Below are 20,718 nucleotides of genomic sequence, written 5' to 3'. Positions count from 1 at the left end.
CGGTCAGTCGAGGCCCATGGCGCCCGACCAGATGGCGAACGGGACGCTGCCGGCGGGCGTTCCGGCGATTCCGTTCAGCGGCAGTGGGTCCAGGGAGCCGGCCAGGTCCATGCGGTAGACGACGACCGCGGTCGACACGGCCTGCGCGGTGCCCGTGTACCAGGCGGCGGTGTCGTCGGCGGTGGTGCCCGACTTGCCGGCTGCGGTCGCGGTGGAGACGGCGGGATGGGCGGCGTTGAGGGAGTCCGTGAGCGCTTGGGAGACCTGCTCGGCCACCTCGGCGCCGATCGCGCGGCGCGCGGTGGGGGTGCTCAGCCGGACCTCCGCGCCGTTGTGGGTGATACGGCGCACCGAGTACGGCTCGGTGTGCTTCCCGGCCGCGGCGAAGGTGGCGTAGCCGCCGGCCATCCGGATGGCGCTGGGTGTGGAGCTGCCCAGGGAGAGCGCGGGCACCTGGGGGCCCAGGCTGGACGGCAGCAGCCCGGCCGCGATGGCCGTCTCGCGCACCTCGTTCAGGCCGGTGTCCATGCCGAGCTGCATGAACGGCGTGTTCACGGACCGGGCGAGCGCCTTGCCGAGACTGATGGGCCCGTAGGACTTCCCGTCGTCGTTGTGGGCGGTGACCTTCTTGCCGCTGCGGTCCCAGTACGGGCCTTCGGGCGTGGTGACGGCGACACCGCTGTCACCGTCGTACACGGTCTGCGGGGTGATCCGGGTGACGGGTCCGCCGCGCGTCTTGCGGACGCCGTGCTCCAGACCGGCCGCGTAGACGAACGGCAGAAAGGCCGAACCGGCCTGCACGGTGGCCGCGTTGGACTCGTTGAAGCCCTGGGCACGGTGGTCGGGGCCGCCGTGCACGGCGAGGATCCGGCCGTCGGTGGCGACGGAGGCGGCGCCGTAGTGCACGGTCCTCGCGGCCTCGGGCTTCTCCTTCTTCGCCCGGCTGCGGCCCTTGGCGACGGCGTCGGTGAGGGCGGTCTCCCGTTCGCGGTCGAAGGTGGTGTAGATCTGGTAGCCGCCGAGGTCGAACTGCTGGTCCGAGAGGTGCGCGGCCTTCTTGGCATACTGCTGCGCCAGCTCGACCAGGTAGTCGCTCTGCTTGCCGGTGTCGTACGCCCGGGCGGTCTTGAGCGGCTCGGGGAACTTCTTGTACGTGGCCCGTTCGGCCGGCGACAGCTTGCCGGTCTCGACCATCCGGTCGAGGATCCAGGACCAACGCTCCACGGCACGCTTGTGGTTGGCCCTGGAGAGGGTGGGGCCGTAGAGCCCGGCACCCTTCAACAGCGAGGCGAGGAAGGCGGACTGACTGGCGTTCAGGTGGGTGACGTCCGTGCCGTAGTAGGCCTGGGCCGCGCGCTGGATACCCTTGGCGTACTGCTGCGTGATCGTCGAGCCGCCCTCGGTGACCCCCTCGCCGACGGTCCTCCACAGGGCGCGGAAGAGGCCCTTGAAGGAGATGCCGGGGTCGGAGTAGAAGCTCTCGTTCTCCGCCGCGAGCACGGCCCGGCGCACGTCCTCGGGTATGTCCTTCAGCGGCATCGCCTGCCGCCGCACCCATCCGGTACGGGCCATGGGTGTGCCGTCGGACCAGAAGTAGACGGTGTCCTGCTGGGTGGCGTAGCTGTTCAGGTTCCGCGGGATGTCGGTGGCGGCGTAGGCGACGGTCAAGGACAGGGCGGCCAGACCGGTCGATGCCGCGAAGCCGCCGAGTAACTGTCGCCAGGACGGCAGCCAGCGGCGCCGGCCGGTGCGGCCGGGGCGCGGATAGGCGGGGCGGAGGCGGCATAACGCCGCCCGGGCAAACCACTTCGTCGACGCCCGTCGGCGGCGTGGACGGCGGTGGTCGGCCCGCCGGCCACTGCGCTGTGCTGTCCCGGTCACCAGCGGAAAATATCAACGATCTTCGCAGCTTCTCCACACGAGAATCCGACAGGAACGATCACATACCGAGCAGTAGATAACATGATGGGCGCGTGACTTGGATCACACTCGTCGGGTCGCGCCGCCGCTAACCTGGTCTCATGCCTCGCTATGAGTACCGCTGCCGGAGTTGCGGCGACACGTTCGAACTGAGCCGGCCGATGGCTCAGTCCTCCGACCCGGCGACGTGCCCCGCGGGGCATGACGACACGGTGAAGTTGTTGTCGACGGTGGCTGTGGGCGGTACGGCCAGTGCACCCGCCGCGGCGCCCAAGGCAGCGGGCGGCGGGTGTTGTGGTGGAGGGTGTTGCGGCTAGGTGGGCCCGCGCCCCTAAAGGGCGGCTGTCGTGCGGGTCGCCTTCAAGAACTCCCGGAGGATCCGCTCGCCCGCCAGCACGCCCCGCTCGGGCAGCGCGCTGATCGTCGGGGCCGTCCAGTCCGCGTCGGCCAGTTCGCCGTGGCCCGGGCGCCAAGCGCGGTCGGCGGCCAGCAGCAGGTCGGCGTCGAGCAGGGAGTCGCCTGCGGCCAGGGTGAGGGACGCGCCGGTGCGGCGGGCGACCTCGTGCATCGCCGCGCTCTTGGTCAGCGGCTTCGGGACGGCGTAGATCTTGCGGCCCTGCAGTGACACCGTCCAGCCGCGGTTCTCCGCCCAGACCGCGAGTTCCTTGACCCACTCCTCGGGCAGCAGCTCCCGCTCGACGACGAGATAGGCGAAGAGGTCCTCGGCGACCCGGTGCTTGCGCACCCACGCCGGATCCGCCGTGGCCAGCAGCTGTTCCCGCACCTCGTCCAGCGGCGCGCACTGCTCCGACAGCCGTGCCGTCACCTGCGCATGCCAGTCGAGGTCGGAGACGCCGTCCACCATCAGATGGCCGCCGTTGGCGCAGATCGCGTACTTCGGCGCCGGGCCCGGCAGGTTGATGCGCTGGTACTGCTTGCGGGTGCGCGTCGTCGTCGGTACGAAGACCGCCGCGTCGCCCAGGTCGGTCAGCAGGCCGGCCGCGGTCTCCGTCATGAACGACAGCGGCCTGCTCTCGTGCACCTCGACGCAGAGCAGCCGGGGCGCCCGCGCGTCCGGCATGGTCAGCGCGAGGGCCGCGGAGGAGTAGATGAGCGTGCGGTCGAGGTCGCTCGCCACCAGCACCGGCATCAGACCGTCACCGCCTTGCCGTCGGCGCCCGTGGCGCCCCGCGTGTACTTGGGGTGGATCAGCCCCACGCAGGTGTACGGCAGTTCGGCCACCTCTTCCACCGGTACCCCTCTCTGCTCGGCGAGCAGCCGTACGTGGTCCAGGTCGGCACCCGCTCCGGCCCGCGCCAGGATCTTCCAGGGCACCCGGCGCAGCAGCACGCGGGTGGTCTCGCCGACGCCGGGCTTGACGAGGTTCACGTCGTGGATGCCGTACTCCTCGCTGATCCGCTCGACCGCGGCCCAGCCCTCCCAGGTCGGCTCGCGGTCGCCGGACAGCAGCTCCTTGACCTGCGTGGCGACGGCGTCCGCGACCTCCGGGAAGCGGGCTGCGACGGCGTCCAGGAACTCCACGGAGACATCGGTCCCGGCGAGTTCGCGGTAGAACTTGGCGCCGTGGAAGTCGTGCGGGCCGACCAGATCGGCGCGCAGTACGGTCCGCGAGATCAGGCCCGAGACGGTCGAGTTGAGGCAGGCCGAGGGTATGAGGAAGTCCTCCCGCGTGCCGTACGTGCGCACGCAGGAGCCCGGGTCGGCCAGCACCGCGATCTCCGGGTCAAAGCCGGTGATGCCGTCGGAGGCCTCGAACTCCTTGATGGCGTCGGCGAGTTCGCGGGTGATGGCGCCCTTGCCGGTCCAGCCGTCGACGAAGACGACGTCGGAGGGGTCGTGGTGGGCGGCCAGCCAGCGCAGCGCGTTGGCGTCGATACCGCGGCCGCGGACGATCGAGACGGCGTAGTGCGGCAGGTCGAGGCCGTGCCGGAACTGGGCCCAGCGCCGCATCAGCACCCCGACGGGTGTACCGGCGCGGGCCAGCGAGACGAGCACCGGCCGCGGCGACCGCTCGGCCAGCACGATCTCGGTGACGGCGCCGACCGCCAGGGCGAGACGCGCCGCGGACTCCTCGAGCGCCGCGTGGAACAGCTCCTGGTACTGCTCGCTCGGCTGGTACTCCACGGGCAGCGACTCCGCGTAGTGCGCTCCGCCGCTCTGGATGGCCTCCTCCCGTTCCTCGGTCGGCGCCTCCAGCGTCACGTCCGAGAGGTCCTGCAGCAGCCAGCCGACCTCCTCGGGCGGGTACGAGGAGAAGGCGGGGCCGCGAAGGGGCTCGGGCAGCATGGCGGGCCTTTCGGGAACGTACAGGGGCTGTGGCACATAGGAGGGGACGACCGCCAGCAGGACCTGCGGGGTGTGGGCGGCGAGCTGGGCCAACAGGCCGTCCGGCGCGTGCAGTTCGGGGGTGTCGGCGGCCGAGTCGACGACGGCGACCACCGCGTCGAAGCCGGCACCGGCGACGTTGTAGGCGTAGCGCTGGCCGGGGCCGTCGGCCGGTTCGTCGTGGGCGGGGAAGACTATGCGGCTGCGTATCGCGTAACCGGGGTCGTCGACCGCGAGGACGGGTGAGCGGGTGGTGGTGGAGTACCGCACCTCGGCGTCGGCGACCTGCTCCAGCTCGCGGGCGAGCCTGAGGGGCGTGTACATCAGCTCCTCGAACCCGAGCACGAGCACGCGGCGCGCGCCGGTCGGGAGTGCCTCCGCGAGGCGGGCGGCCATCGCGGGGAGGGCGTTTTCCAGGCGGGCCCGGTGGGTCGGGGTGAAGCCGTGCCGGCCCCCGTCGGGGAGGCCGCGGGGCCAGCAGAGGTCCACCCGGGTGTGCAGGGGGTGGTTGCCGTTGTCTTCGAAGTGCGGGCCGGTGGGGGTTGATCGCGCAGTTCCTCGCGCCCCTAGGGGGTTGCGGCTGAACTCGGCTTGGACGGCACCGCCCTCAAGGGGCGCGGGGAACTGCGCGACAAGCCCAGACGATCCGGCAGACGACCGACTACCAATCGCGGCACTGTCTGCCTCGTACCGCGCAACCAGCTCCTGCCCCCTCTCCAGCACCCCGGAGGGCAACCGCACCGTCCCGGAAGCGGCCGCCACGAGGTCGACCCGCGCTCCGATCTCCCGCGCAAAACCCTCCAGCCGCCCGAGATCCGCCGCTGACCGCATGTCGACCAGGGCCACCACCACGTACCGCCGCCGCGGGTACCGCCCGTGAAGGTCCCGGATGGTGTTCAGGACCGTATTGCCCGTCGAGAACTCGTCGTCGACCAGCACCAACGGCCCGTCCCCCACCAGCAGCGCCGGATCCTCCGGCAGCAACAGGTGCGAGGTGGCGTGGGAATGCGACTCCTCGAAGCCGCCCGCCGGGGCCACCGAGGCGACCGGACGCCGCGTGGAGTGCAGATACGGGGCGAGCCCCACACCGTCGGCGACCGAGTGGCCAAGACCCGTCGCCGTCTCCGCGTACCCGAGGACGACCGCGCGGGCGGCCTCCTGCGCGCCCAGCAGCTCCCGCACCCGGCGGCCGAGCGCGAACCCGTACCCGTACACCACGGACGGCGACTGCGGCACATGCTTGCCGAGCACATTGGACACCAGCAGATGCGCCCGCTTGGGATTGCGCCGCAGGGCCAGCCCCAACAGGTCGGTCAGCTTGTCGTCGCCCACGAGTTCGACACCGAGCCGCTCGGCGACCCACGTGCCGGACCAGACCGGGTTGTTCACTGCGTTGATCACTGGCTCCTGGATACCTAGATCGTCCGGCTCAGCCGGGAATGCCCGCGGCGAGAAGATCCACAAAGCTGACGTCCTCGCGGGCGACGCCGAACACCTCGGCCCGCAGCATGGTCCGCTCGGCCCACGCGCGGTGCGGCTTCACCTCGTTCATCTTGTTGGTGTACGCCGACCTCAGTACACCCCCGCCGCCCCGCTCGGGCCGCAGGATGTCCGCGGCGTCGCCGAACTCTTCGTGACTGACCACGGACAGCGCGTGTACGGGCAGTACGTGGGAGGGGTGGATGCAGGTCTTGCCCAGCAGGCCGTTGGCCTGGTCCAGGGAGATCTCCCGCAGCAGCCCGTCCATGGCGTGCTCAATCAGTTTCTCGCGCAGCTCGACGGCCTGCCCCTCGAGGAAGGGGCTGGTCCGCAGCATCGGCTTGAACATGCGCTCCGGGACCCTGAAGTACTCCCACACCGGCCCGGTCACCGTGAACCCGGTGCCGTCGGCCCGCCCCAGCAGGTTCACCACGTCGGAGATCACGGAGGCGACGACATGGACGTCGTACGCCGTCATGTCGGGGGCCCTGCGCAGGCCGTACGAGGAGCAGAAGTCGGTCACGCCGAGGCGCAGTGCGAGCACGCGGTCGCGGTACTTGTCGACGGCGCGGGCGATGCCCTCCAGGGTCTCCACCCGCGACTCGCGGTAGAGCAGCTCGGGCGACTCCAGCACCGGCATGGCGAACAGCCGGTGACCGCTCGCGGTCTCGGCGCTCGCCAGGGCCTCCAGGAAGGGGATCCCGCGCTCCTCGGTGAACTTGGGCATCACGAACCCGGACAGCAGCCGCACGCTCGCCCCGAGCCGCTGAACGAGGTCGGGGATCTGCTCGGGCGTACGGACCCGGACGAACAGCAGCGGCAGCTCGGCTCTCTCCCGCCCGGCCAGGTCGGCGAACTGGCGGACGAGGTTCTCCTCCCCCGCGACCACGTCCGCGTCGTCGATCGAGTCCTCCAGGCACAGCACCATCGAGACCACGCCGAGTCCGGCCTGCTTGACGATGTCGTCGGCGAGCCGCGGCCTGGTGGCCGGACTGTAGAGCGTGGCGCCCAGGGCCGCGGAGAGCAGCCGGGCCGGGGAGTCCGTGCCGAACTCGCACGGCTCCTGATGGAAGAGGCGCTGCCGCACCTCCGGGGCAATGTGCCCGAAATGACGCATAGAACTCCCCCGTGCCGCCAGGTAAGGCTATGGATTGGTAATGGGTGGCCGGTAATAGTACGTAGAAAGTCATGTCAGGGGTTCCCGCAGGGCATGAATTTCTGGTAACTCGGCCATGTCGACGGCGATTCGACGAGCCGCCGACCCGGCCGCGGGCCCCTACCCCCGCGTTGTCGTGATCAGGACCGAGAGGGCAGGATGACCGCATGACGCACGCGATGCTGAAGGGGTCGAACGTCCCGCTCGAAGCCACCACGGTACGCGCCGTGCTGCGCTGGACGCCCGGGCAGGGGGTCCCCGACGTCGACGCCTCGGCGCTGCTCCTCGGCCCCGACGGTCGTGTGCGCTCCGACGAGGACTTCGTCTTCTACAACCAGCCCCGGCACCCCTCCGGGAAGGCGAGGTGGCTCGGCAAGAAACGGGTCGCCGATGGCCTCACCGACACGATCCAGACAGATCTGGCCGGAGTCGAGGCCGATGTCAGCCGGATTCTTCTGGTCGCTTCGGCGGACGACGTCACCTTCGACCGCGTACAGGGACTGCGCATCCTGCTGTACGACGCGGCGAGCGCGGCCGAGGAGCCGCTGATCCTCTTCGACATCAAGCCTCAGACGGGCCAGGAGACCGCCCTGATCTGCGGCGAGTTGTACCGCCGTGGCGACCTGTGGAAGTTCCGGGCCCTGGGCGAGGGCTACTCGGACGGCCTGAAGGGCCTGGCCACGGAGTTCGGCATCTCGGTGGACGAGTCGGAGCCCGCCCCCGAGCCCTCCCAGCCCCTCCCCCCGGAACAGCCCACCGCGGTCCCCACGCAACCGGCCTACGGCTACCCCCAGCAGCCCCCCGCGACCCAACCCGCCTACGGCTATCCCCAGCCGGCAGCAGCCTCCACCGGCTACGGCTACCCGCCCCCGAACCCGGATTTCCGTCTGCCGCCGCAGGGCCCGCAGTTCATCGGGCGGTAAGGGAGGCGCCCCCCAAGGCCGAGTTCCCAGGGGGCACCTACCGCTCCACCGCGGACTTGTACCCCCGCCCCCACTGCAGCCCCCACCCGTACAACCGGTCCAGCTCCGCCTGGAACCCGTAGACGAACTTCACCTCACGCCGCACCACCAGCTCCCCCTTCACGTTCTCGATCATCACCACCGCACACGACCGAGCCTGTGGATGCCGCTCATCAAGATGGATCTCGATCCGGGGCCCATTACTGGGATACAGCGTCACGATCGCGTGCGTACGGTCGAACGCCGGCGTCTGGTCGTAGATGTACACGAACACCAGCAGCCGCTTGATCTCGTCCCGGTGGTCGAGGTTGACGTACATCGTCTCGCCGGACGCCGACCCGAACCGGTCGTCACCGCTGAGCTTGACGTACGGCGGTGTGTTGACGTCCCCGAAGTAGTTGCCGAGCGGCTGCACGACACCCTTGGTGCCGTCCTGGAGCTCGTACAGGCACGCCAGGTCGAGGTCGACGTTGACCATGCTCTGGCTGTGCCCCATGACCTCCGGGGGCTTGAGCGCCTTGAACGGGTGCCGCCACAGGGACTCCCGCTGAGAGCCGCCGATGTCGGACGTCCGCATCCGCCAGCTCAGGTTGATGCGCAGATGCCCGGTGGCGGCGCCCTGCTTGGTGAGGGAGACCTGGTGGTGCCGTTTGGTCAGCTCGATGGAGTTGGTGGCGGCGCTGCCCGAGTCGAAGTCGGCCTCGCGTCCGCGCCAGAGTCCGTCCAAGAAACCCATTCCCGCCCCCAGATTCACCCGGGCCCCGCTGGACCCGGCTCCACTTGAAAAACAGGCGGGGCGACCGGAGACCGGCCGCCCCGCACAGAGCGTTCCCTCAGCCGCAGGTGCGTCACACCCCGGACGAGATCTCAGTCTTCTCGTCCGAGCCCGCCGCTTTTCCCTCGGCTTCCGCGAGGGCCTTGTTGCGGCGCACGGAGGACCAGAAGGACCAGCCGATCAGGATGACACCGACGAGGCCGGTGATGACCTCGTTGATCTGGTACTGGATGGTGACCATGAGGATCACGGCCAGCGCGCCGATCGCGTAGTGCGCGCCGTGCTCCAGGTAGACGTAGTCGTCGAGGGTGCCCTGGCGGACCAGGTACACGGTCAGGGAACGCACGTACATGGCGCCGATGCCGAGACCCAGCGCCATCAGCACGATGTCGTTGGTGATGGCGAACGCGCCGATCACACCGTCGAAGGAGAAGGACGCGTCGAGGACCTCGAGGTAGAGGAACATGAAGAACGCGGCCTGGCCGGCGAGGGCGACCGCCGAGCGCTTCTTGCCGGTGCGCGCGGCCTCTTCCTCCTCCTCGTGCTCCCGCTCCTCCTCTTCCTCGAGCTTGTCCTCGAAGTAGCCGGAGAGTCCGCCGACGACCATGTACGTGATCAGACCGGCGATGCCGGAGACCAGCACCGTCTGCGCCTTGTCGACGTGCGCGCCGCCGTGCTGGTGGGCGTGGACCGCGAAGGTGAAGGAGGTGATCAGCAGGACGACCAGGGCGATGCAGACCGCCAGCATGTCGACCTTGCCGAGCTTGGCCAGCGGGCGCTCGATCCAGCGCAGCCACTGGATGTCCCGGTCCTCGAAGATGAAGTCGAGGAAGATCATCAGCAGGAACATGCCACCGAAGGCGGCGATCGCCGGGTGGGCGTCGGTGACGAGCTGCTGGTACTGGTCCTTGTCGGTCAGGGCCAGGTTGACGGCGTCGATGGGGCTCTTCTTGGCGGTGACCGCGACGATGACGACCGGGAAGACCAGCCGCATGCCGAAGACCGCGATGAGGACGCCGACCGTGAGGAAGATCTTCTGCCAGAAGGCGTTCATCTTCTTCAGGATTCCGGCGTTGACCACCGCGTTGTCGAACGACAGCGAGATCTCGAGGATGGAGAGGATCGCCACGATGCCGAAGGCCTCCCACCCCCCGTAGAGGACGGCGACGGCCAGGCCGACCGCGGTAATCGCGAACGACCAGCCGAAGGTTTTCAGAAGCACTGGCTACCCAATCCGTATCGGTACGGGTCTCTCCCCCGCGCCGTACTCGCCTTTACGAAACGTTGACCCCAAAGTCTAGAGCGATGCCGCGCAGCCCCGACGCGTACCCCTGACCCACCGCCCTGAACTTCCATTCGCCCTGGTAGCGGTAGAGCTCGCCGAAGATCATCGCGGTTTCGGTGGAGGCGTCCTCGCTGAGGTCGTAGCGCGCGAGCTCCTGGCCGTCGGCCTGGTTGACGACCCGGATGAAGGCGTTGCTCACCTGTCCGAAGGTCTGGGCGCGCTCGTCGGCCATGTGGATCGAGACCGGGAAGACGATCTTCTCGCAGTGGGCCGGCACCTGGGTCAGGTCGACCAGGATCGACTCGTCGTCGCCCTCGCCCTCACCGGTGAGGTTGTCGCCCGTGTGCTCCACCGAGCCCTCGGGGCTCTTGAGCTGGTTGTAGAAGACGAAGTACTCGTCGCCCAGGACCCGGTTGCCTGCGCCGCACAGCAGGGCGCTGGCGTCGAGGTCGAACGGGGCTCCGGTGGTGGAGCGCGCGTCCCAGCCGAGCCCGATCATCACCTGGGTCAGGTTGGGTGCGGCCTTGGACAGGGAGACATTGCCCCCCTTGGCGAGCGTGACGCCCATGATGCTGGTCCTCCCCGAGATGGTGCTTCTTTGGTTGTCCTGCACTCCCCCAGAGGGGGAACCTTCCGGCGCCGTACGCAAACGGTGCGGCGCCGGACGGTTCGAGACCCGGTGACGGGTCTCAGACGTTCACGCCGAAGTCCTGCGCGATGCCGCGCAGGCCCGAGGCGTAGCCCTGGCCGATGGCGCGGAACTTCCACTCCGCGCCGTTGCGGTACAGCTCGCCGAAGACCATGGCGGTCTCGGTCGAGGCGTCCTCGGAGAGGTCGTACCGGGCGATCTCCGCCTCGCCGGCCTGGTTCACCACGCGGATGAACGCGTTGCGGACCTGGCCGAAGGACTGCTGGCGGTTCTCGGCGTCGTAGATCGACACCGGGAAGACGATCTTCTCGATGTCGGCCGGGACGGCCGCGAGGTTGACCTTGATCTGCTCGTCGTCGCCCTCGCCCTCACCGGTGATGTTGTCGCCGGTGTGCTCGACCGAGCCGTCGGGGCTCTTGAGGTTGTTGAAGAAGACGAAGTTGGCGTCGCTGCTGACCTTGCCCGAGGAGTTCAGCAGCAGCGCGCTGGCGTCCAGGTCGAAGTCGGTGCCGGTCGTGGTGCGGACGTCCCACCCCAGACCGACGATGACCGCGGTCAGGCCCGGGGCCTCCTTGGTCAGCGATACGTTGCCGCCCTTGCTGAGGCTGACTCCCACGAGTCCTCCATTGGTGTCCAGGGGCGGGGAGCCCCGCCGTGCGTTTGATACCGGATCAACGAGTCGATCCTAGTGACGGGTTCCCGCCCCACGCATGGCTTGGAGCCGAAGAATCACAGGGTGTCGAGCGCCTTCACGTACTCGCTCAGATCGCGGGCGTCCGGCAGCGCGTTGACGACGGTCCAGCGCACCACGCCCTCCTTGTCGATGACGAAGGTGCCGCGCACCGCGCAGCCCTTGTCCTCGGCGAAGACGCCGTAGGCGCGGGAGACCTCGCCGTGCGGCCAGAAGTCGCTCAGCAGCGGGTACTCGAGGCCCTCCTGCTCGGCGAAGACACGCAGGGTGTGGATGGAGTCGTTGGAGACGGCGAGCACCTGGGTGTCGCGGTCGGAGAACTGCGGCAGGTTGTCCCGCACCTCGCACAGCTCGCCGGTGCACACACCGGTGAAGGCGAAGGGGTAGAAGAGCAGGACGACGTTCTTCGGGTTCTCACCGCCACGGAAGTCGGAGAGCTTCACGGTGGCGCCGTGGTTGTCCTTGAGCTCGAAGTCGGGGGCCTTGTCGCCGACCTGGATCGCCATCGGGATACATCCCTTTCGGTGGGGCTGTTCGGGTGGCTCCCACCCTACGCAGAGATCACCGAAAGCCGCCGGACGGGCTGAGCACCTCAGCCCGTCCGGCGTTCGAGGACGAGGCCGTTCAGGCCGGAAGGGGGGTCTGGGGGCGCAGCCCCCAGCCACGGCCGCTGCGGCCGCCGGTCACCGCTTGGACTTCGCGGCCTTCGGCGTCACCAGCCGGCTGCCGCTCCAGTCCTTGCCCACGCTGACGCTCTTGGAGGCGGACAGCCCCGCCGTCGTCGCGGCTTCGGAGATGTCGCTCGGCTCCACGTAGCCGTCGCGGCCGGTCTTCGGCGTCAGCAGCAGGATCGAGCCACCCTCCTCGATGTACGTGGTGGCGTCCACCAGCACATCGGTCAGGTCGCCGTCCTCGTCGCGGAACCAGAGCACCACGGCATCGGCGACGTCGTCGTAGTCCTCGTCCACAAGGTCGCTGCCGATGACCTGCTCAATGGCCTCGCGGAGTTCCTGGTCTACGTCGTCGTCGTAGCCGATCTCCTGGACCACCTGCTCGGGCTGGAACCCCAGCCTGACGGCAGGGCTCGTCTCCGCGTGGTCCGCGGTCGCGCTCACGGGTTGCCTCCTGATCATGTCTTGGTGAGTATCTCAGCCACGCGCGTGCGCGAAGCATTGGCCGTAGTCCACACGGGCGGGGCGGATCGCGCAAGTACCCGGCCGTTCAGACCGCCGAAACGGTGACGATCCTGGCCGTGTCACCGCAACTCCAGGCATGAGATCGCCGCCACAAGTGACCTACACCACACCCTTCTGCCCGCTTTGCGGCATTGGGAACCAGCCGGAGCTGACGTAGGTCTCGGTTACCTCTCAGTAGAGATGACGTTTGCTTTCCCGAGGTACACGATGGGGAACGGTGCAGGCGTACCGAACAGCAGCTCAATGCAGCCCTCTGACAGGTAAGGAACAGCGTGGCTTCCGGATCCGATCGCAACCCGATCATCATTGGCGGCCTTCCGAGTCAGGTTCCTGACTTCGATCCCGAGGAAACCCAGGAGTGGCTCGACTCCCTGGACGCCGCAGTCGACGAGCGCGGCCGTGAGCGGGCCCGCTACCTGATGCTGCGGCTGATCGAGCGGGCCCGCGAGAAGCGCGTGGCCGTGCCCGAGATGCGCAGCACGGACTACGTCAACACGATCGCGACCAAGGACGAGCCGTTCTTCCCCGGCAACGAGGAGATCGAGCGCAAGGTCCTGAACGCGACCCGCTGGAACGCCGCGGTCATGGTCTCACGCGCCCAGCGCCCCGGCATCGGCGTCGGCGGCCACATCGCCACCTTCGCCTCCTCCGCGTCCCTCTACGACGTCGGCTTCAACCACTTCTTCCGCGGCAAGGACGAGGGCGACGGCGGCGACCAGGTCTTCTTCCAGGGCCACGCCTCCCCGGGCATCTACGCCCGCGCGTTCCTGCTCGACCGCCTCAGCGAGCAGCAGCTGGACGGCTTCCGCCAGGAGAAGTCGAAGGCTCCCTACGGCCTGTCCTCGTACCCGCACCCGCGCTCGATGCCGGACTTCTGGGAGTTCCCGACCGTGTCGATGGGCCTCGGCCCGATCGGTGCGATCTACCAGGCGCGGATGAACCGCTACATGCACGCGCGCGGGATCGCCGACACGTCGAAGTCCCATGTGTGGGCGTTCCTCGGCGACGGCGAGATGGACGAGCCGGAGTCGCTCGGCCAGCTGACCATCGCCGCCCGTGAGGGCCTGGACAACCTGACCTTCGTCGTCAACTGCAATCTGCAGCGCCTCGACGGCCCGGTGCGCGGCAACGGCAAGGTCATCCAGGAGCTGGAGTCGGTGTTCCGCGGCGCCGGCTGGAACGTGATCAAGCTGATCTGGGACCGCTCCTGGGACCCGCTGCTCGCGCAGGACCGCGACGGCATCCTCGTCAACAAGATGAACACGACGCCGGACGGCCAGTTCCAGACGTACGCCACCGAGTCCGGGGCGTACATCCGCGAGAACTTCTTCGGTGACGACCAGCGGCTGCGCGCGATGGTCGAGGGCATGACCGACGACCAGATCCTGCACCTGGGCCGTGGCGGTCACGACCACAAGAAGATCTTCGCGGCGTTCTCGGCGGCCAAGGCGCACAAGGGCCAGCCGACGGTGATCCTGGCCAAGACGATCAAGGGCTGGACGCTGGGCCCGAACTTCGAGGGCCGCAACGCCACGCACCAGATGAAGAAGCTGACGGTCGACGACCTCAAGCGCTTCCGCGACCGGCTGCACCTGCCGATCTCCGACAAGGACCTGGAGAGCGGGCTTCCGCCGTACTACCACCCGGGGCGGAACTCGGAAGAGATCCAGTACATGCACGACCACCGCAAGCAGTGCGGAGGCTACGTCCCGACACGCGTCGTGCGCTCCAAGCCGCTCGCGCTCCCGGACGACAAGACGTACGCGACTGTGAAGAAGGGTTCCGGTCAGCAGTCGATCGCCACCACCATGGCTTTCGTGCGGCTGCTCAAGGACCTCATGCGGGACAAGGAGCTCGGCAAGCGGTTCGTGCTGATCGCGCCGGACGAGTACCGCACGTTCGGCATGGACTCCTTCTTCCCGAGCGCGAAGATCTACAATCCGCTCGGCCAGCAGTACGAGGCGGTGGACCGCGATCTGCTGCTCGCGTACAAGGAGTCGCCGACCGGCCAGATGCTGCACGACGGCATCTCCGAGGCGGGCTGCACGGCCTCGCTGATCGCGGCGGGCTCGGCGTACGCCACGCATGGCGAACCGCTGATCCCGGTCTACGTCTTCTACTCGATGTTCGGTTTCCAGCGCACCGGTGACCAGTTCTGGCAGATGTCCGACCAGCTGGCGCGCGGTTTCGTACTGGGTGCGACCGCCGGCCGTACGACGCTGACCGGTGAGGGGCTGCAGCACGCGGACGGCCACTCGCAGCTGCTCGCCTCGACGAACCCGGGCTGTGTCGCCTACGACCCGGCGTACTCGTACGAGATCGCGCACATCGTGCAGGACGGTCTGCGGCGGATGTACGGCGGGGACGCGGAACACCCGCACGGCGAGGACGTCTTCTACTACCTCACCGTCTACAACGAGCCCATCCAGCACCCGGCCGAGCCTGCGAACGTGGACGTCGAGGGCATCCTCAAGGGCATCCACCGGCTCTCCGAGGGAGCGTCGGGGTCGATTCCGGCGCAGATCATGGCGTCCGGCGTGGCCGTGCCCTGGGCCGTCGAGGCGCAGAAGATCCTCGCCGAGGAGTGGAACGTCAAGGCCGACGTCTGGTCGGCGACCTCCTGGAACGAGCTGCGGCGCGAGGCGGTGGAGGTCGAGCGGCACAACCTGCTGCACCCCGAGGAGGAGCAGCGGGTGCCGTACGTGACGCAGAAGCTGTCGGGCGCGCAGGGGCCCTTCGTGGCCGTTTCCGACTGGATGCGGGCGGTTCCGGACCAGATCGCCCGGTGGGTGCCGGGGTCCTACCAGTCCCTGGGCGCCGATGGGTTCGGCTTCGCCGACACGCGGGGGGCCGCTCGGCGGTTCTTCCACATCGACGCGGAGTCGATCGTGGTGGCGGTGCTGACGGAACTGGCCAAGGAGGGGAAGGTCGACCGGTCGGTGCTGAAGCAGGCCATCGACCGATATCAGTTGCTGGATGTTGCGGCTGCGGATCCCGGGGCTGCCGGCGGCGACGCGTAACACCGAGGCCGGTGTGAGGGCGGCGGGACCAGATGGTCTCGCCGCCCTTACTCGTTCTTTACGATGCGGGCATGAAGCAACAGACGGCGCAGGGGCGTTGGGAGCAGTACACCCAACGGCCCCTGCTGGCGCTCGCGGTGGCTTTTGCCGTCGCGTATGCCGTGCCGATCGTGGACCACTCCGCGGGGCACTCGCTGACGTCCGCGTGCACGGTGGTGGAGTGGGTGGTCTGGGGGGCGTTCGCCACGGACTATCTGGTACGCGTGGGGCTCTCCCCGCGGCGTAAGGAGTTCGTGCGGACGCACTGGATAGACCTGTGCGCGGTCGTGCTGCCGATGCTTCAGCCGTTGCGGCTGCTGCGGATGGTGTCGACGCTGATACTCGTCGGGCGGCGGGCACGGATGGCCTCGCAGATCCAGCTGACGACGTATGTCGCGGGTGCCGTCATCGGGTTGCTGATGTTCGGGTCGCTGGCCGTGCTCTCGGTGGAGCGGGACTCGCCGAACGGGAACATCCGCACGCTGGGTGACGCCGTGTGGTGGTCGTTCACGACGATGACGACCGTGGGGTACGGGGATCATGCGCCGACCACCGGGCTGGGGCGGATGATCGCCGTCGGGCTGATGCTGGCCGGGATAGCCCTGCTGGGTGTGGTGACCGCGAATATCGCCGCGTGGTTCATTGCCCGGTTCGAGAAGGACGACGTGGAGGAGCGGCGGCAGACGGAGGCCATCGAGGCGCTCACGGAGGAAGTGAGGGCGCTTCGGGCCGAGGTGGCGGCGTTGCGGGAGCCGTCGGGTACGCCGTGAACGGTGGTGCCACGGGGGCGCTTGCCCGCGCTTGCGAGGTGCCGCTCTCTCCGGGACGGGCGCCGCCCCCTGCCCATGGGGCGGGCCCCCGGCCCATCCGCCGGGGGCCCTTCCCTCACTCGCCCCGGGTCAGAACAGACCGTTGCCCGGGGTTGCCGCTCCTGCCAGCCAGATGACCGCCAGGAGCGTGTCGATGGCGCCCAGTACCAGGGCGACCAGGGCCGGTATGGGACCTGAGCGTGCCCAGGTGCGGCCCATTGCGAGCCAGCCGCAGACGATCGCGACGGGGCCGAGGATGATCCCCAGCACAAAGAAACCCGCGACCGCGCAGATGGTTCCGATGATTCCGAGCGTTGCGCGATCCGGCCCGGTCCGTGACCACGTGCGGCCACGTGAGCGGGGGTACCTGCGCGTTCCGTGTCCGAAGCCCGCCATCATCAACTCCCTGAACCCCGGGGTCTGTTCGGGGTTCAACGAGCGGGTACCCCCGGTGCGCTTCCTAATCCTCGAGTCTGTCGGCGCGCTGCCCCCCTCCGGCAGCGCGCCGCAGCACCGGTCACCCTCCGCACCGTACGAACTTGCCCGAGGAACATGCCGTGTGGGAGGGCGTGACCACTGTGGCCTGCGGTGCGCACCGGATGCGAGGAATCTTTAGCTTCTTCACCCTGATAGGCGAAGTCCGTTGAAAACCCGTCAGGTTCGCCGGGCTTCCCGCCTCAGATGTGGGCCGCGCCCGCGCCCGCCTCCGCGTTCTCGCCGCGCTTGGTGAGCAGGGCGACGAAGACGGCCACGACCGCGACCCCGCACGCGACCAGGGACGCCAGGCTCATGCCGGAGATGAACGTGTCGTGCGCGACACCCGCGATCTTCGCAGCAATCGCCTCGGGGGTGCCCTTGGCGACCGGGGCCACACCGACCTGGACGGCCTCGGAGGCCTGGCCCAGCTGGGTCGGGGTGAGCGGAGGGAGGCCCGCGTCCTTCCAGTTGCCGGCGAGGTCGCCGTCGACCTTGGACGCCATCACGGCGCCGAGGACGGCCGTACCGAGGCTGCCGCCGATCTGCATCGCCGCCTGCTGGAGACCGCCGGCGACGCCGGAGAGCTCCATGGGCGCGTTGCCGACGATGACCTCCGTGGCGCCGACCATGACCGGCGCGAGACCGAGGCCGAGCAGGGCGAACCAGAGCGACATGACGGCGCTGCCGGTGTCCGCCTTCAGCGTCGACATGCCGTACATGGCGATCGCGGTGGCCGCCATGCCGCCGGCCAGCGGGATGCGCGGGCCCAGCTTGGTGATCAGCGCGCCCGCGAGCGGGGAGCCGACGATCATCATGCCGGTGAGCGGGAGCAGATGCTCGCCGGCCTCGATGGGGCTCATGCCGTGCACGTTCTGGAGGTAGAACGTCACGAAGAACAGGCCGCCCATGAAGGCGATGGCCATCAGGACCATCAGCACGACACCCGCCGACAGCGGGACCGAGCGGAAGAGGGTCAGCGGGATCAGCGGCTCCTTGACCTTCGTCTCCCAGAAGGAGAAGAGGGCGAAACCGAGGACGGACGCGGCTATGAACGTCCAGGTCCTGCCGTCGCCCCAGCCCCAGGCCGGGGCCTTGATCAGGGCCCAGACCAGGCAGAACATCGCGCCCGAGAGCAGTGCTATGCCCAGCAGGTCGAAGGAGCGCGGCGCGCTGTATCCATTTTTCGGGCTCCGCCCGAGGGCAGCCCGGTGGTCGCGCAGGATCAGCAGGCCCAGGATCAGGGCGATCGCGCCGACCGGCACGTTGATGAAGAACACCGACTGCCAGTTGACGTGCTCGACCAGGACACCGCCGAGGATCGGGCCGCCGGCCGTGGAGGCGCCGATGACCATGCCCCAGATGCCGATGGCCATGTTGAGCTTCTCGGCCGGGAAGGTCGCCCGCAGCAGACCGAGCGCGGCCGGCATCAGCAGCGCGCCGAACAGGCCCTGGAAGACCCGGAAGGTGACGACCGCGGCGATGCTGTTCGACAGGCCGATGGCACCCGAGGCGGCGGCGAAGCCGGTCACGCCGATCAGGAAGGTCTGGCGGTGCCCGAAGCGGTCGCCGAGCTCGCCCGCGGTGATCAGCGAGACCGCGAGGGCGAGGAAGTACCCGTTGGTGATCCACTGGACGTCGGCGAAGCTCGCCTTGAGGTCCTTCTGGATGGCCGGGTTGGCGATGGCCACGATGGTCCCGTCGAGAGCCACCATCATGACCCCGACGGCGACGGTGATGAGAGTGAACCACGGGTGGCCGCGCAGCCCGGAGGCCTCCGGCGCGTCCGACGGGGCTGCTGGTGCTGTGTCCCCCGGCCCCGTCGTGTCGATGGTGGTCTGACTAGTCATGCGTTCGAGGCTAGTGACAGCCACTGACAATTGACAAACCAAATCACAAGTCAGTAACTGACGCATATGGAAACACTCCGCGAACGCAAGAAACAGCGCACCCGGGACGCGCTGCTGCGGGCCGCCGTCGAACTGTTCACCACCCGCGGGTACGAACAGACGACCGTCGACGACATCGCCGAGGCCGTCGACGTCTCGCAGCGCACCTTCTTCCGCTACTTCGCCGGCAAGGAGGAGGCCGCGCTCGCCCTGCAGGAGATGGCGGTGGCGCGGTTCGTCGAGGCCGTACGCGAACGGCCCGCGGACGAGGCGCCGCTGGCGGCGCTGCGCCAGGCGGTCCTGGAGGGCTGGGACACGCTCCACGAGATCATCGAGGCCGTCGTACCGGTCGAGCTGTATCTGCGGATGTACCGGGTGATCGAGTCGACGCCGGTCCTGCTCGCCGCGCATCTGCGACGCAACGAGGAGACCGAGGACGCCATCGCGCGGGTGCTCGCCGAGCGGGAGGGCCTGGACGTGGACGCCGACCCGCGGCCGCGCCTTGCCGTGGCGGTCTTCGGCGGGGTGATGCGGGTGACGGAACGGCAGTGGTCCACCGGCGAGGACTTCAGCGTCGAGGCGATGCGCGCGTTGACGATCTCGTACCTCGAACAGGTGGGCCCGGCACTCACGGAGAGCTGGCGAACACGCTGAGGCACATTCCGAGGACATTGACAGACACTGAGGTCATCGCCGCGTTTATCGAAACGTGATACCCGTCACTCAGCTCACGCGAGACCCTCTCGTTCTCCTAGTGTGTCCTCCCAGTGACTTCCTTCGACACCTCCCCGCAACTGAACGTCTGGCGCGCCCTGCTCGCGCTGGCCGTCGTGTTCGTGATGCTGGCGACCACCGGATGGACGGCCCTGAGCAGCCATCGAGCGGTGACTCCGCTGCAGGCCTCGCTCTCCTCCTGGGAGCACGGCCGCATCCACGGACACCACCTTCCGGACCCCGAGGCGTCCCCCGCGCGCCTCGCCCGCTTCTTCGCCTCGCTCACCGCCCAGGAGCGCACCCACCTCGCCCACCGCTATCCGCTCGCGGTCGGCAACATGAACGGTGCTCCCGTCGCGCTGCGCTACCGCGCCAATCGGCTCGCGCTCAGCGAGCAGCGCAAGGTCGAGCTCCGGCGTATGCACGACAGCCGGCTCTCGCTCCTCGGGCAGAACGACGCCGGCCGCCGTATGCACCGCTACGAGTCGTTGCTGCAGCAGGGCCGGCAGATCCTCGCCTTCGACCCCGAGGGCTCGGGGCGGGTCGCGGAGGTGATCGGGGACCTGCAGCGGGCCGAGCGCGTGTCGGTCGTCGTCCCCGGCGTCGACACCGACCTGCTCACCTTCCAGAGGACCAACCGCCCGTACTCGGCGCCCGTCGGCATGGCCCGGTCGCTGTACGCGGCGGAGCAGGCGGCGAACCCGACCACGCGTACGGCCGTGATCGCCTGGGCCGACTACACGGCGCCCGCCGGGCTCGGCATCGACTCGGCGACGGCGATGCGCGCGGCGGAGGGCTCGCTGCGGCTGAACGCGATGCTGCGCGGGCTGCCCGGCAAGGCGCCCGTCTCGCTGTTCTGCCACAGCTACGGCTCCGTGGTGTGCGGCATCGCCGCGCCCGGACTGCCGCGCCGGGTGGCCGACATAGCGGTGGCCGCCAGCCCCGGCATGCGTGTGTCGAACGCCTCCCATCTGCGCACCACCGCCCAGGTGTGGGCGATGCGGGACGCCACCGACTGGGTGCAGGACGTGCCGTACCTGGAGCTCGGCGGGCTGGGCCACGGGGCCGACCCGGTGTCCGTCGCGTTCGGGGCGCGGGTGCTGTCCGCGCAGGGTGCGGTGGGACATGCCGGTTACTTCGAGCCCGGCACGGAGAGCGTGCGGAACTTCGCGGAGATCGGGGTTGGCGCGTACCAGTCGGTGCACTGCGCACGCGAGGAGAACGTGTGCCGGGAGGGTTTGTCCGGCGCGTCCACGTCCGGACGCGCGTAGAGGCGCAGAAACCGCGGTCTGCGCGGGGTGGAGACGAAGGAGC

At 69.1% G+C, this 20,718-nt stretch carries 18 protein-coding genes; 6 read left to right on the top strand and 12 right to left on the bottom strand.

Features of this window, described 5'->3' with window-relative positions; genetic code table 11:
- Positions 1-3 precede the first annotated feature (3 nt).
- Positions 4-1,884 carry a transglycosylase domain-containing protein gene (locus ACFY1U_RS01750; protein ID WP_390692822.1) on the bottom strand — a complete coding sequence of 627 codons (1,881 nt, stop codon included), beginning with the start codon at positions 1,882-1,884 and terminating at the stop codon, positions 4-6.
- 137 nt (positions 1,885-2,021) lie between these two features.
- Between ACFY1U_RS01750 and ACFY1U_RS01745 the strand changes: the two genes are divergently transcribed.
- Entirely contained in the window at positions 2,022-2,237 is a 216-nt protein-coding gene (locus ACFY1U_RS01745) for a zinc ribbon domain-containing protein (RefSeq protein WP_390692158.1), read from the top strand.
- 14 nt (positions 2,238-2,251) lie between these two features.
- Here the strand turns inward: ACFY1U_RS01745 and ACFY1U_RS01740 are convergent, their stop codons facing one another.
- The 3 genes from ACFY1U_RS01740 to ACFY1U_RS01730 are packed head-to-tail and all read right to left on the bottom strand — an operon-like array spanning position 2,252 to position 6,862.
- Positions 2,252-3,070: an HAD family hydrolase gene (locus ACFY1U_RS01740; protein WP_390692157.1), complete on the bottom strand. Its 819-nt coding sequence runs from the start codon at positions 3,068-3,070 to the stop codon at positions 2,252-2,254.
- A complete protein-coding gene (locus tag ACFY1U_RS01735) occupies positions 3,070-5,667 on the bottom strand; it encodes a phosphoribosyltransferase (RefSeq protein ID WP_390692156.1) in 2,598 nt (865 codons plus the stop codon). Before ACFY1U_RS01735 ends, ACFY1U_RS01740 begins: the two co-directional genes overlap by 1 nt.
- A gap of 28 nt (positions 5,668-5,695) precedes the next feature.
- Positions 5,696-6,862 carry an HpcH/HpaI aldolase/citrate lyase family protein gene (locus ACFY1U_RS01730; RefSeq protein WP_390692155.1) on the bottom strand — a complete coding sequence of 389 codons (1,167 nt, stop codon included), beginning with the start codon at positions 6,860-6,862 and terminating at the stop codon, positions 5,696-5,698.
- 206 nt (positions 6,863-7,068) lie between these two features.
- On the opposite strand from ACFY1U_RS01730, the gene ACFY1U_RS01725 reads away from it, so the two are divergent.
- Entirely contained in the window at positions 7,069-7,824 is a 756-nt protein-coding gene (locus tag ACFY1U_RS01725; RefSeq protein ID WP_390692154.1) for a TerD family protein, read from the top strand.
- Positions 7,825-7,861: 37 nt separating this feature from the next.
- Here ACFY1U_RS01725 and ACFY1U_RS01720 read toward each other — a convergent pair whose 3' ends face one another.
- The 6 genes from ACFY1U_RS01720 to ACFY1U_RS01695 form a co-directional block, all read right to left on the bottom strand.
- Positions 7,862-8,599 carry a Tellurium resistance gene (locus ACFY1U_RS01720; protein ID WP_390692153.1) on the bottom strand — a complete coding sequence of 246 codons (738 nt, stop codon included), beginning with the start codon at positions 8,597-8,599 and terminating at the stop codon, positions 7,862-7,864.
- 112 nt (positions 8,600-8,711) lie between these two features.
- Positions 8,712-9,860 (bottom strand): DUF475 domain-containing protein, encoded by a 1,149-nt coding sequence (locus tag ACFY1U_RS01715; protein WP_390692152.1) that lies wholly within the window; start codon positions 9,858-9,860, stop codon positions 8,712-8,714.
- Between the two features lie 52 nt (positions 9,861-9,912).
- Positions 9,913-10,491 (bottom strand): TerD family protein, encoded by a 579-nt coding sequence (locus ACFY1U_RS01710; protein WP_351470240.1) that lies wholly within the window; start codon positions 10,489-10,491, stop codon positions 9,913-9,915.
- Positions 10,492-10,612: 121 nt separating this feature from the next.
- On the bottom strand, positions 10,613-11,188 hold the full coding sequence (locus ACFY1U_RS01705; RefSeq protein ID WP_390692151.1) for a calcium homeostasis/redox stress adaptation protein: 576 nt from the start codon (positions 11,186-11,188) through the stop codon (positions 10,613-10,615).
- A 113-nt stretch (positions 11,189-11,301) separates the two neighbouring features.
- Positions 11,302-11,769 (bottom strand): peroxiredoxin, encoded by a 468-nt coding sequence (locus ACFY1U_RS01700; protein WP_390692150.1) that lies wholly within the window; start codon positions 11,767-11,769, stop codon positions 11,302-11,304.
- 177 nt (positions 11,770-11,946) lie between these two features.
- Complete coding sequence (locus tag ACFY1U_RS01695; RefSeq protein ID WP_030931848.1) at positions 11,947-12,378, bottom strand: DUF3052 domain-containing protein; 432 nt, start codon at positions 12,376-12,378, stop codon at positions 11,947-11,949.
- 353 nt (positions 12,379-12,731) lie between these two features.
- Here ACFY1U_RS01695 and aceE point away from each other — a divergent pair, with 353 nt between their 5' ends.
- Positions 12,732-15,479 carry a pyruvate dehydrogenase (acetyl-transferring), homodimeric type gene (aceE, locus tag ACFY1U_RS01690; protein ID WP_390692149.1) on the top strand — a complete coding sequence of 916 codons (2,748 nt, stop codon included), beginning with the start codon at positions 12,732-12,734 and terminating at the stop codon, positions 15,477-15,479.
- A gap of 71 nt (positions 15,480-15,550) precedes the next feature.
- Positions 15,551-16,288 carry a potassium channel family protein gene (locus tag ACFY1U_RS01685; RefSeq protein ID WP_390692148.1) on the top strand — a complete coding sequence of 246 codons (738 nt, stop codon included), beginning with the start codon at positions 15,551-15,553 and terminating at the stop codon, positions 16,286-16,288.
- Positions 16,289-16,417: 129 nt separating this feature from the next.
- On the opposite strand, the gene ACFY1U_RS01680 is transcribed toward ACFY1U_RS01685, so the two are convergent.
- Together ACFY1U_RS01680 and ACFY1U_RS01675 are read right to left on the bottom strand one after the other, a co-directional pair.
- Entirely contained in the window at positions 16,418-16,726 is a 309-nt protein-coding gene (locus ACFY1U_RS01680; RefSeq protein ID WP_351471076.1) for a small hydrophobic protein, read from the bottom strand.
- Positions 16,727-17,004: 278 nt separating this feature from the next.
- Positions 17,005-18,651 (bottom strand): MFS transporter, encoded by a 1,647-nt coding sequence (locus ACFY1U_RS01675; protein ID WP_390692147.1) that lies wholly within the window; start codon positions 18,649-18,651, stop codon positions 17,005-17,007.
- 66 nt (positions 18,652-18,717) lie between these two features.
- Between ACFY1U_RS01675 and ACFY1U_RS01670 the strand changes: the two genes are divergently transcribed.
- Together ACFY1U_RS01670 and ACFY1U_RS01665 are read left to right on the top strand one after the other, a co-directional pair.
- Positions 18,718-19,344: a TetR family transcriptional regulator gene (locus ACFY1U_RS01670; protein WP_390692146.1), complete on the top strand. Its 627-nt coding sequence runs from the start codon at positions 18,718-18,720 to the stop codon at positions 19,342-19,344.
- Between the two features lie 113 nt (positions 19,345-19,457).
- Positions 19,458-20,675: an alpha/beta hydrolase gene (locus ACFY1U_RS01665; RefSeq protein WP_390692145.1), complete on the top strand. Its 1,218-nt coding sequence runs from the start codon at positions 19,458-19,460 to the stop codon at positions 20,673-20,675.
- Positions 20,676-20,718 lie beyond the last annotated feature (43 nt).

Source organism: Streptomyces sp. NPDC001351 (genome assembly GCF_042896045.1).
In the GTDB taxonomy this organism is placed as follows: Bacteria; Actinomycetota; Actinomycetes; order Streptomycetales; family Streptomycetaceae; genus Streptomyces.
Note: the sequence above shows the minus strand (reverse complement) of the source record. Positions and strands in the feature narration are given on the sequence as shown.